This is a genomic window from Oceaniglobus ichthyenteri, assembly GCF_003057885.1.
In the GTDB taxonomy this organism is placed as follows: domain Bacteria; phylum Pseudomonadota; class Alphaproteobacteria; order Rhodobacterales; family Rhodobacteraceae; genus Oceaniglobus; species Oceaniglobus ichthyenteri.
Genome location: NZ_QAGK01000006.1, coordinates 53,504 through 66,100, shown reverse-complemented (window position 1 = coordinate 66,100; position 12,597 = coordinate 53,504). Strand labels below are relative to the sequence as shown.

Below are 12,597 nucleotides of genomic sequence, written 5' to 3'. Positions count from 1 at the left end.
CCCTAACGCGGGGCGAGTTCGGCCAGCAATTGATCGCGAAACGCCCGCATCATCGCCAACCGCGGCGCGGCAAGGGTGCGGGCGGTTTCTGTATGTAAGTTTTCTGCAATCGGAAACAGTTTCAGGGGCCAATGATCCAGCGCATAAGCGGTATCATCCAGCGGGCGATGTTCGCCCAACGGATCGGTTGGATGGCAGATTTGCGCACCGATCTGACCAGCCACAATCATGTTACGGGCAATTCCCAAGGCGCCTAATGCCTCAAGCCGGTCAGCGTCTTGCAGAATTTTCGCGGTACGGGTGCGCGGCGTGATACTGGCCGAAAAGCTGTGTGCGCGGATCGCATGGGCAACCTGTGACACCAGGGAATCAGGATAGGGCAGGGTGCCCAGAAACCGCACCGCATGATCCGCCGAAAGATGCGCCGCCCGGGCGCGATCGGGGCTGTTTTTTGGTAAATTGACGATATCGTGCAAAACCGCTGCAGGCGCGAGAATTTGCAGATCGGTCTGGGTGCCACCCTCACCTTGCAAAATCACCTGACACAGATTCCAGACGCGATAGAGGTGCGCCAGATCATGGGCACCGTCATCGGCATCGCCCCAAATGCGACGCACTTCGTTTTCGCAAGCGGCAATCAGATCGGGAATTGGCAACATCGCGCGCCCTTGTGCAATTGAACAATTTGTTCAGCATGATAAACCCGCCCCAAACCTCTAGGAAACCTGAAATGAACCTGTTTGCCGATATCCGTGCGTTTGTTGTGGCCCAATTGGATGGGATGATGGCCGATGGGGCGTTGCCCGCCGGTCTGGACCTGTCGAATGTTACGGTGGAACCACCGCGTGACCCGGCCCATGGCGATATGGCCACAAATGCCGCGATGGTGCTGGCCAAACCTGCCAAAATGAAACCCCGTGACATTGCCGATGCCCTGGCCGTGCGCCTGCTGGCCGATGGCCGGGTTGCCAGCGCCGATGTGGCGGGACCGGGTTTTTTGAACCTGCGGTTGGACACGGGCATTTGGGCCGGTGTCGTTAAATCGGCGTTAACCGATCCGGTCTATGGTCGGTCTGACATGGGGGCGGGGCGGCGCGTTTTGGTCGAATACGTGTCGGCCAACCCCACCGGGCCGCTGCATGTGGGCCACACCCGGGGCGCGGTGTTTGGCGATGCGTTGGCGGCGCTGTTGGATTACGCGGGTTGGGATGTGACGCGCGAATATTATATCAACGACGGCGGTGCGCAGGTCGATGTTTTGGCGCGCTCGGTCTATCTGCGCTATCTTGAGGCACACGGTCAGGCCGTCGCGTTTGAGGATGGCACATACCCCGGTGATTACCTGATCGAAGTGGGTCAGGCGCTGAAGGAAAAGGTTGGCGATGCTTTTGTGGGCCAGGACGAACAGGTATGGCTGGACGAGGTGCGCAATTACGCCACCGCGGCGATGATGGAGATGATCCGTACCGATCTGGCCAGCCTTGGCGTGAAGATGGATAGCTTTTACAGTGAAAAATCGCTGTATGGCACCGGATTGATTGAGGCGGCGATTGATAATCTGGATGCCAAGGGCCTGATTTATGAGGGCACGTTAGAACCCCCCAAGGGCAAATTGCCCGATGATTGGGAGGCGCGCGAACAAACCCTGTTTCGCAGCACGGCCCATGGCGATGATGTGGATCGCCCGGTCAAGAAGTCCGATGGGTCGTGGACCTATTTCGCGCCCGATATCGCCTATCATTACGACAAGGTGCAGCGCGGGTTTGACGCGCTGATTGATGTGTTTGGCGCCGATCATGGTGGTTATGTCAAACGGATGAAAGCGGCGGTTTCGGCGCTTTCCGATGGCTCTGTGCCGCTGGATATCAAACTGTGCAATCTGGTGAAACTCTACAAAGACGGCGAACCGTTCAAGATGAGCAAGCGCGCCGGCACATTCGTGACCTTGGCGGATGTGGTTGAACAGGTTGGCGCCGATGTAACCCGGTTTGTCATGCTGACCCGCAAAAATGACGCGCCGCTGGATTTCGATTTCGCCAAAGCGGTGGAGCAATCCAAAGATAACCCCGTATTTTACGTGCAATACGCCAATGCGCGGGTGCATTCGGTGTTGCGCAAGTTTGACGAGGCCGACATTGCCCTGTCGGATCAGCCGGTTCTTGAGGATGAGGCAGAATTTGCCGTGGCGCGCAAACTGGCCGAGTGGCCGCGCCTGGTGGAGATTGCCGCGCGCAACCATGAACCCCACCGGATTGCATTTTACCTGTATGAATTGGCGTCGGATTTTCACGCGCTGTGGAACCGGGGCAATGACAAACCGGAACTGCGCTTCCTGCAAGACGGCAACACTTCCGGCTCGACCGGTAAAATTGCCCTGCCGCGCGCCGTATCCGTTGTCATTTCCGCAGGTTTGCGTATTCTTGGCGTGACTCCGCTTGAGGAAATGCGCTGAGACAAGCGCCCCGGCGGATCGTGAGGCAGGCAAGATAAGGATATCGGTGGAGCAGGCCAAAGGCCGCCGCGCGATATGCGAGCAGTGAGGCGTGGTATGGCGGACGTTTACGACGACGCGAAAGGCGATATGGCAGCGGGCCATGGCGCAAAGGTAAGCAAAGCGGTGAACATTGCCGGTGGGCTGATGTCGCTTGGGTTGATTTTGGGCGCTGGGGTCTGGGGCTATAAATTGCTGGTGCGCGATGTGACCGGCGTGCCAGTCGTGCGCGCGCTTGAGGGGCCCATTCGCGTTGCCCCCGACAACCCCGGCGGCACCAATGCGGCCCATCAGGGGTTGGCGGTGAACCAGGTCGCCGCCGCCGGATCGGCCGCAGGCCCCGCAAACGAGGTTATTCTGGCCCCCGCGCCCCTGAATCTGGCCGCCGAGGATTTGCCCGCGCCGCGCCTTCCCCGCCCGGTGCTGGATGAGGCGCCCGCGCCACAAACCGCGCGGATCGAAGACGCCCCCGAAGATGCATTGGCCACTGATATGGCCGTGGCCGAAGCATTGAGTGACACGGCTGATATCGTGTTGCCCGAAATGACCGGGGACGGGGCGGCTGATGCCCTGGCCTTGGCCGAAGCGTTGTCAGCGGGTGTTGAACCGTTGACCGGCGTCACCGAAACGTCATCCTCGGGCGCGTTGCGCGATGAGCAGGGGTTGGCCCGTTCGCCCCGCCCACCATCGCGCCCCGGCGGATTGTCGCGCCCGGTCATGGCGGCCTCCGAACCGGCGACGGAATCGGGTGGATCATTGGAAGTGGCGGCCGATGAAATCCCGTCTGGCACCCGTCTTGTGCAACTGGGCGCATTTGAGTCGGCAGAGGTGGCGCGCGAACAATGGGCCAAGATCGGCGATCAGTTTGAGAATTATTTTTCAGGCAAACAACGTGTTGTCCAGCGCGCCCAGTCGGGCGGAAAAACATTTTACCGGCTACGGGCCATGGGCTTTGCCGATCTCAGCGATGCGCGGCGGTTCTGTTCGGCTTTGATGGCGGAAAAGGCCGATTGTATCCCGGTTGTGGTACGATAAGGCGTGGTTTCGGCGTTTACGGTCGGGGTCGATGGCCCGACCCTGTCATCGGATGAGGTGGGGTTTTTAACCGATGCACGCCCTTGGGGCGTGATCCTGTTTGCCCGCAATATCGAAACACCCGATCAGGTGCGCGCGCTGACCGGCCATATCCGGGCGATCTTGGGCGATACCACTCCGATTCTGATTGATCAGGAAGGGGGCCGGGTGCAGCGTATGTTTGCCCCGACGTGGCGGCAATGGCTCCCACCTTTGAATCATGTAACACAATCAGGCGGCAGCGCGCGCGCGATGTATCTGCGCGGCCTGCTGATTGGGCATGAGTTGGCCGATCTTGGAATCGATGTGAATTGCGCGCCCACCTGCGATGTGGCGAATGCCGATACGCATCCGTTCCTGCGCAATCGGTGTTTCGGCGAAACCGTTGAAATTGTGACTAAAATGGCCCGCGCCATGGCCGATGGCCTGTTGGATGCGGGGGTGTTGCCGGTGATGAAACACATGCCGGGCCATGGCCGGGGCAGGGTGGACAGCCATTTTAACCTGCCGGTGTCCGATGCCGAATGGTCGGATCTGCAAGCGGTGGATTTTGCCCCGTTTCATGCGTTGCGCGATCTGCCCATGGGCATGACGGCGCATATGCTGTTTCCGAAAATTGATGATTTGCCTGTCACCGTGTCGTCGCGGCTGATCAAAGATGTGATCCGGGGCGCCATCGGGTTCAAAGGGCTGTTGATGTCGGATGATATCGGGATGGAGGCATTGGGCGGCACGGTGGTTGAGCGCGCCCTTGCGGCGCAGGCGGCAGGCTGTGATCTGGTGCTGCATTGCAACGGCGACCTGGTCGAACGCCGCGCACTGGCCGCCGCATTGCCGCCCATGTCAGAGGTGGCGCAAACCCGCGCAAGCGCCGCAATGGCCCACCGCCGCACCCCTGTAAACATTGACATTCCCGCCCATGAGGCCGAACTTGCCGCCCTTATGGGGGGGCATGTATATGGCTGAAACCAACAGTCCAGACCCGGTTTTTGACCCGGTCGCCGACCGTCTGGCCGCTGAGGCGCTGATCATTGATGTGGATGGGTTTGAGGGGCCGCTTGACGTGCTTTTGACCCTGTCGCGCACCCAAAAGGTGGACCTGCGGCAGATTTCGGTGCTGGCACTGGCGCGGCAATATCTGGCGTTTGTTGAGGCGGCGAAAGAGCTGCGGATTGAACTGGCGGCTGATTATCTGGTGATGGCGGCGTGGCTTGCATTTCTGAAATCACGCCTGCTGTTGCCCCCTGATCCCAAGGATGAAGGCCCGTCAGGCGAAGATCTGGCCGCGCATCTGGCGTTTCAGCTTGAGCGTTTGCAGGCCATGCGCGATTGCGCGGCGCGTTTGATGGGGCGTGATCAATTGGGGCGCGATTTCTTTGCGCGCGGGCAGGGCGAAGGGGTGCAGCGGATACGCCGCGTGCAATATACCGCGACCTTGCTGGATCTGATGCAGGGCTATGCGCGGATCAGAACCAAGGATGATTTCCGCCCGTTCGTCATGGACCGCACCAACATCATGACCATGGAAGAGGCGTTGGATCGAATGCGCGGTCTGATCGGTTTCGCCGGGGATTGGACCGATCTTTCATCGTATCTGCCCGACGGCTGGCAGGCCAATCCGGCCCGTCGCCGCAGCGCCACCGCCAGCCATTTCGCCGCGTCGCTTGAACTGGTCAAAGCGGGGCGGATCTCAATCCGGCAGTCAGGATTGTTTGAACCGATTCAAATTCGCAGCAACAGTGCCGCCGATGGATAAGCCCGAAAATACCACCCAAAGCCTGTTTGAGGCCCCACCGTTGGCCGAGCAGGAACGCATGGTCGAAGCGGTGCTGTTTGCCAGCCCCGATCCCGTCAGCGTCGCCGATTTGAACGCGCGCATGCCCCATGGGGCCGATGCGGCACAGGCCTTGGCCCTGTTGGCGCGCCGCTATGAGGGGCGCGGTGTGCGGGTCGTCCGGGTTGGCGATGCCTGGGCGATGCGTACGGCCCCCGATCTGGGGTTTCTGATGCAAAAAGAAACGGTTGAGCTGCGCAAGCTGAGCCGTGCAGCAATCGAAACCCTGGCGATCGTGGCCTATCATCAGCCCGTTACCCGCGCCGAGATTGAAGAAATTCGCGGCGTTTCGGTTTCACGCGGAACCATCGATCAGTTGATGGAATTGGAATGGATACGGCTGGGGCGCCGTCGCATGACGCCCGGTCGCCCGGTTACATTTGTGGTCACACAAGGGTTTCTTGACCATTTCGCGCTAGAATCAGCGCGGGATTTGCCGGGATTGAAAGAACTGCGCGCCGCCGGGTTGCTGGAAAACCGCCCGCCGCCCGACGTAGAAACCGCGCCGGATGCCGATGAGGGGCAAAGCGATATGTTTGAAAAGGATACGCCGTGAGCCAGATCGTAAACATGATTATGCGCGTCGTTTTGCGGAAACTGATCAATAAAGGTGTCAACGCGGGCATCAACCGCATGGCCAACCCATCGGTGTACAAAGCCCAAGGTCAGGCGGCAAAGCAGCAAAGCAAACGCGCGCGACAGGCGATTCGTGTGGTGCGCAAGATTGGGCGATTTTAATCGCGCCTCAGGCGATAAAATGCTTGGCCAGTTTCAGGCCCTGACCCTGATAGTTTGATTTCAGATCGGCGCCGTATAATTGGTCGGGAATCTCGGCCATTTTTTCATAAATCAGCCGACCAACGATTTGCCCGTGTTCCAGAACAAATGGCGCCTCGTGGCAACGAACCTCAAGCACGCCGCGCGACCCTAATCCGCCGGCTTGTGCCCAGCCAAAGCCGGGATCGAAAAAACCGGCGTAATGCACGCGAAATTCGCCGGCCATGGCAAGAAATGGCGCCATTTCCGCCGCGTGGGTGGGTGGAATCACCACAGATTCACGACTGACCAGAATATAGAACGCGCCGGGATCAAGGATGATCCTGCCGTTGTCTGAATGCAGTTCTTCCCAATATTCCGCCGGAGGATAATGTGCGATCTTGTCCAGATCGATCACGCCGGTGTGGGGTTTGGCGCGGTATCCCACCAAGGTGCCGCTGCGTGGCTCCAGATCGACAGAAAAGCCCAGCCCATCGTCAATCACCGGCGGCACATCGACCAACGGCGTTTGCGCGTGCAGCGCGGTAAGGGCGGCGTCATCAAGCCGTGCAAGACCATCGCGAAACCGAATTTGATTCAGCCGCATGCCGGGGCGAACCAGAACCGAAAACGACCGTGGGCAGATTTCGGCATAAAGCGGCCCGGCGTAACCATCGGGAATACGGTCAAATTCGGTGCCGCCATCGGTAATCGTGCGGGTCAACAGATCAAGACGCCCTGTCGAGCTTTTGGCATTGGCGGCCGCTTGAATCCCCGCGGGCAGGGCAAGGTTTTCCATCAACGGAACAAGGTACACACAGCCCTTTTCCAGAACCGCGCCGCCGGTCAGATCAACGGTGTGCATGGCAAAATCATCCAGCCGCTGTGCCACTGTTGCATCCGCCCCGGTCAGGAAGGATGCGCGTACGCGATGTGCGATCTTTCCAAGGCGGAGATCAAGCGATGCAGGTTGAATTTGGGCGGGAGTGATCGGCGGATTGGCGGCAATCGCCCCGGTTTCGATCAAGGCGCGCAAGCGTTGGCTGGGCAAGACGCCTGTCATATCGAATATCCGATTTTGGCAAAAGTGGTAGTGCTGTTGGTCGGGCTAGCAGGACTCGAACCTGCGACCTTCCGTCCCCCAGACGGACGCGCTACCAGACTGCGCCATAGCCCGACTGAGGGTGCTTTTACCAACCTTTTGGCTGGGGGCAAGGGGGTATTGCAGGAAACTGACATAAGGATCGCTCAATCGGCCTCGGCCATCCGATTGTGCAGTGCCGCCATCCGTTCGATCAACGGACGCAGCGTATCGGCCCGGGGTTTTAACCGCTCAGGCGGGGTTGCGCGCAGCAGGGTGATCACATCGGGCTTTGATGCGGCCTGCTGGGTTGAATCGGGCGTAATGTCGGGTTTGGTATCGGCCTGTGATGTTTTGGCCGGGTCTGGTGCGGGCTCTTCGGGATCATCGATAAATGGCCATCGGTTCAGCGATTCTTCAGAGGTGTCAGGGGCGATTTTTGGCGCCGGTTCGGTATCGGGCGCAAAATTGACCACCTCGCCAAGTTGGGGAATCACGGGTACATCAACGGCCATCGGCCCTTCGGGGGCATGTACCGTGTTTGCCGCTGCTTTTGTTGCGGGGGCTGCGCTGCCATCGATGCCGGGCGAAAGGGACGCGACGTGTTTCACACCCTCTTCGCGCAGCAATTTTTGCACACCGCGAATCGTCAGCCCATCATCATGAAGCAACCGTTTGATTCCGCCCAACAATTCCATATCGGCGGGGCGATAATACCGCCGCCCGCCCGCGCGTTTCACCGGCTTTACCTGGGTGAACCGGCTTTCCCAAAAGCGCAGAACATGGGTTGGTACATCCAGCCATTCGGCGACTTCGGAAATAGTGCGGAAGGCGTCGGGCGATTTAGTGTCCATTCAGATTTACCGTTTATTGCCTTCGGCCACGCGGTCGCGCATCAGGTGCGATGGGCGAAAGGTAAGCACATGGCGCGGGTGAATTGGCACCTCTTCGCCGGTCTTGGGATTGCGCCCGACGCGGGCTGATTTCGCGCGCACGGAAAATGTGCCGAAAGATGAAATTTTCACTGAATCGCCCGAGGCGAGCGCATCTGACATATGGGCCAGGACGGATTCAACCAGTTGCGCAGATTCATTCCGGCTTAGCCCGACTTCGCGAAATACGGCTTCGCTCAGGTCCATCCGGGTTAGTGTTTTATCGCTCATATCGCCCCCCAAGGAATGTAGGGCAACATTGCCGTGATCGGTTTTCAAAGTCAATCTCAATGACTTGGGGGGCAGAGCACAGGTAACACGTGAAATCAGGCCCCTTGCCGTTACCAGCGCAGGATCGCCGACCCCCAGGCCAGACCGCCGCCAATCGCTTCGGTCACGATCAGATCGCCCTGTTTGATCTGGCCGCGTTGTTTGCCCACCGACAGGGCCAGGGGAATGGATGCCGCCGAGGTGTTGCCATGATCCTGCACGGTCAGAATGACCTTTTCCAGCGGCAGGCCCATTTTCGTGGCGGTTGATTTGATGATCCGCAGATTGGCCTGATGGGGCACCATCCAATCAATGTCAGCGCCATTCAAACCCACCTTGGCCAGGGATGCGTGGGCGGTTTGTGCAAGCTTTTCAACGGCATGGCGGAACACTTCTTTGCCCTGCATCCGCAAGAAACCGGTTTTGCCGGTGGACACGCCGCCATCGACATACAGCGCGTCTTTGTATTGCCCGTCAGAATGAAGATCGGTCGACAGAATGCCACGATCGGCATTCTCACCGGTGCCTGTCTGCGCCTCAAGGATCAGCGCGCCCGCGCCATCACCGAACAAAACACAGGTGCTGCGGTCTGTCCAATCCATGATCCGGCTGAATGTTTCGGAACCAATCACCATCACCCGGTTTGCCTGACCCGACAGGATCAGGGCATTGGCATTGGCCAAGGCAAAAACGAATCCTGCACAAACCGCTTGTACATCAAAGGCGAATCCACGGGTCATGCCCAGATTGGCCTGAACCATCGTCGCCGCCGATGGAAAAGTGAAATCGGCGGTCGAGGTGGCAAGGATGATCGCATCGACATCATCGGCGCGCAATCCGGCATCATCCAATGCCGCCAAAGCCGCGCGTGTGGCCAGATCAGAGGTGCCTTGGCCATCGGCGGCAAAATGGCGCCGCTCGATTCCGCTGCGGCTGCGAATCCATTCATCCGAGGTATCGACCCAGTCCATGAATTCGGCGTTTTCAACAATGCGTTCGGGAAGGTAGTGTCCAACCCCGCGAACAACGGCGCGTATAGTCATGGTGTGGGTTCGCTTTGTTCAAGATCGTGATCTGTGCGCTCGGCCAGACCTGCGGCGATGCGCGCCGCCAGTTTTTCGTTAAAGCCCGATTGGGCCAATCGGAATGACAATTTGATCGCCGCCGAAATGCCTGTGGCATCTGCGCCGCCGTGCGATTTTACAACCGTACCGTTCAGCCCCAGAAAGATACCGCCATTTACCCGGCGCGGATCGATTCGTTTTTGGAACCGCTTCAATGCGCCAAGGGCAAGCATTGCGCCAAAGCGCGACAGCATGTTGTGGGTCAGGGCAGCGCGCAATTGATCGCTGATCAGTTTCGCGGTGCCTTCGCCGGTTTTCAGGGCAACATTGCCGGTAAACCCATCGGTGACAATGACGTCAACGCGGTCTGACGGGATATCGCCACCCTCAACAAAACCGACAAAATCGAAATATGAGTCATCTGCCGCACTGGCAATCAGATCATGGGCCGCCTTCAATTCGGCGCGGCCCTTATGCTCTTCGGTGCCGACATTCAGCAATCCGATGCGCGGACGTTCCAGCCCCAAACCGTTGCGGGCATAGGATGTGCCCATCAGCGCGTATTTCAGCAAATCATCGGCGTCGGCGCGAATATCCGCGCCCACATCCAACATCACGTTGAACCCGACCTTGTTGCGCGATGGCCAAAGACAGGCAATGGCAGGGCGATTGACGCCCTCAACCTTGCGCAGGCGCAGCATGCTGATTGCCATCAGCGCGCCCGTGTTGCCGCAAGACACGGCCACGGCTGCTTCGCCGTCGCGCACCGATTCGATACACGACCACATCGATGTATCCTTGCCATTGCGCATTACATGGCTGGGCTTGTCTTCCATCGAAACAACACCGGCACAGTCGCGGATGTCGACACGATCACTCAAACCGGCCTGTTGCACCAACGGCGCCAAGGTTGCCTTTGGCCCGTGCAGGATAAAACCGATGTCATTGTTTTTATGTGCAGAAATCGCCAAGCCTTTGACGACGGCCTGTGGCCCCTGATCGCCGCCCATGGCATCGACCGATATGATCGTGCGGCCGGTGCCCGAAATTGCCCCGCCACTGGGGGCGGGGGCATCATCGCTGGAGGCGGAAGGGGCTTTGGACATCGGATAAGGCGACGGTTAAGCCGCGTCGTCGTCCAGTTCGATGTCGTCTGCAGGTGCCACGACTTCGCGTTCGGCATAGTGACCGCAAGCGCCACACACATGGTGGGGGCGTTTCAGTTCGCCGCAGTTGGGGCATTCAGCAGGGTTGCCTGCTGTCAGGGAATCGTGTGCGCGGCGCATGTTGCGGCGGGACTTGGTGATTTTATTCTGTGGGACGGCCATGTCTCAACCTCGGGGTTCGCGGGGCCAAATGGCCCGGTGTTTCATTCGTTTGCGCCCATCGTTGGACAGTGACGCATATCCTGCAGGGCCTTACGCCGATTGGCGCCACGGTTCAAGCCCCGTTGCATCGCCTTGCAAAGAGCGCGAAACATACCGTCGTTTCGCGTCAGGGCAAGGGGTTATTCGTCTTTTGGTGGTTCCAACGCCTCGCGCAGCCCTGCAAGGCCGGCAAAGGGGCGGGTATCTTCGTCGCGCATCGGGGTTTTTCCGGCTTCGGTAAACACCGCTTCGCCCAATTCCACACCTTGTGCGCGCGGAAAATCAGGCAGCGCCAGCGCCAATGCCTCGGCCAGAACGAGGTTCAGATCCAACGTGGCTGGCAAGGCTTCGGCGGTGTCGTCTTCGGGCATTTCAACTTCGCCGGTGGTGTCGGGCTCTTGCCAGTCGGCCAGATAGCGCCGGGTGACATCGGTATCGATTCGGGTGGTAACGGGCGCCAGGCTGACCACACAGGGCTGTACGACGGTGGCACCCAGGGTTGCATCCAATTGCCAATCGCGCCCCGAAAGCGGGGTCAGCGTGCCGGCAAAGCGCAGTTTTTTTACCCCGTCTATGCCGAGGTCGCGCGCCAATGCGGCACGGGCGGCGGCATCTGGGGCCAATTCAAACGCGGTTTCGCGCCGTTGGGCCAAATCGGCCAGACGCAGGATGTGGGACCGGGGGGCAGGATCGGGCATGTCAGTCTTTCGATTCTTGAACAGGGGGCCAACACGGGGTAAGCCATGTGAAGGTAAGCAATATAACGATAAGTTAAAAGCGGGGCATGGATGGTATGGGGCGATTTGCCAAGGGAATACAGCGCGCAGTGTTATTATGTGCGGTGCTGGGGGTGGCGGCCTGTTCATCGGTGTACCGCAATCACGGCTATGTTCCGGCCGATGACCAGCTTGAGGTGATTGAAGTGGGCGTTGATACCCGCGAAACAGTGGCAACCGCCGTGGGCCGCCCGACATCAACCGGCGTTCTGGATGCGGGCGGTTGGTATTATGTCAAAAGCCGGTTCCAACATTTCGGCCCCCGCGCGCCAAAAGAGATCGATCGTCAGGTATTGGCGATTTCCTTTACCGAAGGCGGCGTGGTTGAAAATATCGAACGGTTCGGCCTTGAAGATGGGCGTGTTGTCGTTCTGTCGCGCCGGATCACCGACAGCAATATCAAGGGCATTGGGTTCTTGCGTCAGTTGTTTGGCAATCTCGGCAATTTCTCAGCCGGCGATTTCCTGCAATAATCTGGATCTTGCGGCGGTGCGCCATTGGGGCAGACCCACGGCGCACCGCCGAACGCTCAACCGGATTTGGGTTTGAAGTCCAACGCGACGCCGTTCAGGCAGTATCGCTGGCCGGTGGGTTGTGGTCCGTCGGGGAAAACATGCCCCAAATGCGCGTCGCACCGCTTACAATGCACTTCGGTTCGGCTCATCAACCACGACCGGTCGGTGGATTCGCCCACCAGTTCGGGGTTGGACGGTTTCCAGAAACTGGGCCAGCCGGTGCCGCTGTCGAATTTGTGCGCCTGATCGAAGATTTCCGCCCCGCAACAGACGCAATTGAATGTGCCGGGCTCTTTTGGAAAATCATCGTGGGAAAATGCCCGCTCTGTGCCGTGTTTGCGCGTTACCTTGAACGCCAGGTCGGACAGTTCGGCGCGCCATTCGGCATCGGTTTTAGTGATCTTTTCCATCGCTTTTGTTCCTTCTGCTTTTGCCCG

The 12,597-nt window shown here is 59.2% G+C and carries 16 protein-coding genes and 1 tRNA gene; 7 read left to right on the top strand and 10 right to left on the bottom strand.

Annotated elements, in window-relative coordinates; genetic code table 11:
• Positions 1-2: 2 nt before the first annotated feature.
• Positions 3-659 carry an HD domain-containing protein gene (locus tag C8265_RS10600; protein WP_108483987.1) on the bottom strand — a complete coding sequence of 219 codons (657 nt, stop codon included), beginning with the start codon at positions 657-659 and terminating at the stop codon, positions 3-5.
• Positions 660-730: 71 nt separating this feature from the next.
• Here C8265_RS10600 and argS point away from each other — a divergent pair, with 71 nt between their 5' ends.
• The 6 genes from argS (at position 731) to C8265_RS10570 (ending at position 6,137) form a co-directional block, all read left to right on the top strand.
• Positions 731-2,452 carry an arginine--tRNA ligase gene (gene argS, locus C8265_RS10595; RefSeq protein WP_108483986.1) on the top strand — a complete coding sequence of 574 codons (1,722 nt, stop codon included), beginning with the start codon at positions 731-733 and terminating at the stop codon, positions 2,450-2,452.
• A 96-nt stretch (positions 2,453-2,548) separates the two neighbouring features.
• Positions 2,549-3,526, top strand: coding sequence for an SPOR domain-containing protein (locus tag C8265_RS10590; protein ID WP_108483985.1), 978 nt, complete (start codon positions 2,549-2,551; stop codon positions 3,524-3,526).
• 3 nt (positions 3,527-3,529) lie between these two features.
• Positions 3,530-4,531, top strand: a complete 1,002-nt coding sequence (nagZ, locus tag C8265_RS10585) for a beta-N-acetylhexosaminidase (RefSeq protein WP_108483984.1) — start codon at positions 3,530-3,532, stop codon at positions 4,529-4,531.
• The gene (locus C8265_RS10580; RefSeq protein ID WP_108484173.1) at positions 4,524-5,321 is read left to right on the top strand and encodes a segregation and condensation protein A; all 798 of its coding nucleotides are present in this window, start codon (positions 4,524-4,526) and stop codon (positions 5,319-5,321) included. Before nagZ ends, C8265_RS10580 begins: the two co-directional genes overlap by 8 nt.
• Positions 5,314-5,955: an SMC-Scp complex subunit ScpB gene (scpB, locus tag C8265_RS10575; protein ID WP_108483983.1), complete on the top strand. Its 642-nt coding sequence runs from the start codon at positions 5,314-5,316 to the stop codon at positions 5,953-5,955. The genes C8265_RS10580 and scpB overlap by 8 nt, the downstream gene beginning before the upstream one ends.
• Complete coding sequence (locus tag C8265_RS10570; protein WP_108483982.1) at positions 5,952-6,137, top strand: hypothetical protein; 186 nt, start codon at positions 5,952-5,954, stop codon at positions 6,135-6,137. Before scpB ends, C8265_RS10570 begins: the two co-directional genes overlap by 4 nt.
• 7 nt (positions 6,138-6,144) lie before the next feature.
• Here the strand turns inward: C8265_RS10570 and C8265_RS10565 are convergent, their stop codons facing one another.
• From C8265_RS10565 to C8265_RS10530, 8 genes are all read right to left on the bottom strand, one after another.
• The gene (locus tag C8265_RS10565; RefSeq protein ID WP_108483981.1) at positions 6,145-7,218 is read right to left on the bottom strand and encodes a 2'-deoxycytidine 5'-triphosphate deaminase; all 1,074 of its coding nucleotides are present in this window, start codon (positions 7,216-7,218) and stop codon (positions 6,145-6,147) included.
• A gap of 37 nt (positions 7,219-7,255) precedes the next feature.
• Positions 7,256-7,332, bottom strand: a tRNA-Pro gene (locus tag C8265_RS10560).
• Between the two features lie 71 nt (positions 7,333-7,403).
• Positions 7,404-8,090, bottom strand: a complete 687-nt coding sequence (locus C8265_RS10555; RefSeq protein WP_108483980.1) for a MerR family transcriptional regulator — start codon at positions 8,088-8,090, stop codon at positions 7,404-7,406.
• A 6-nt stretch (positions 8,091-8,096) separates the two neighbouring features.
• Entirely contained in the window at positions 8,097-8,399 is a 303-nt protein-coding gene (gene ihfA, locus C8265_RS10550) for an integration host factor subunit alpha (protein WP_108483979.1), read from the bottom strand.
• Positions 8,400-8,509: 110 nt separating this feature from the next.
• Entirely contained in the window at positions 8,510-9,481 is a 972-nt protein-coding gene (locus tag C8265_RS10545; protein ID WP_108483978.1) for a beta-ketoacyl-ACP synthase III, read from the bottom strand.
• On the bottom strand, positions 9,478-10,608 hold the full coding sequence (gene plsX / locus C8265_RS10540) for a phosphate acyltransferase PlsX (RefSeq protein ID WP_108483977.1): 1,131 nt from the start codon (positions 10,606-10,608) through the stop codon (positions 9,478-9,480). Before plsX ends, C8265_RS10545 begins: the two co-directional genes overlap by 4 nt.
• Positions 10,609-10,623: 15 nt before the next feature.
• The gene (rpmF, locus tag C8265_RS10535) at positions 10,624-10,830 is read right to left on the bottom strand and encodes a 50S ribosomal protein L32 (protein WP_108483976.1); all 207 of its coding nucleotides are present in this window, start codon (positions 10,828-10,830) and stop codon (positions 10,624-10,626) included.
• A gap of 179 nt (positions 10,831-11,009) precedes the next feature.
• Positions 11,010-11,567, bottom strand: coding sequence for a YceD family protein (locus C8265_RS10530; RefSeq protein WP_108483975.1), 558 nt, complete (start codon positions 11,565-11,567; stop codon positions 11,010-11,012).
• Positions 11,568-11,653: 86 nt separating this feature from the next.
• Between C8265_RS10530 and C8265_RS10525 the strand changes: the two genes are divergently transcribed.
• On the top strand, positions 11,654-12,118 hold the full coding sequence (locus C8265_RS10525; RefSeq protein WP_108483974.1) for an outer membrane protein assembly factor BamE: 465 nt from the start codon (positions 11,654-11,656) through the stop codon (positions 12,116-12,118).
• Between the two features lie 56 nt (positions 12,119-12,174).
• Here C8265_RS10525 and msrB read toward each other — a convergent pair whose 3' ends face one another.
• Positions 12,175-12,570, bottom strand: a complete 396-nt coding sequence (msrB, locus tag C8265_RS10520; protein WP_108483973.1) for a peptide-methionine (R)-S-oxide reductase MsrB — start codon at positions 12,568-12,570, stop codon at positions 12,175-12,177.
• Positions 12,571-12,597: the final 27 nt, after the last annotated feature.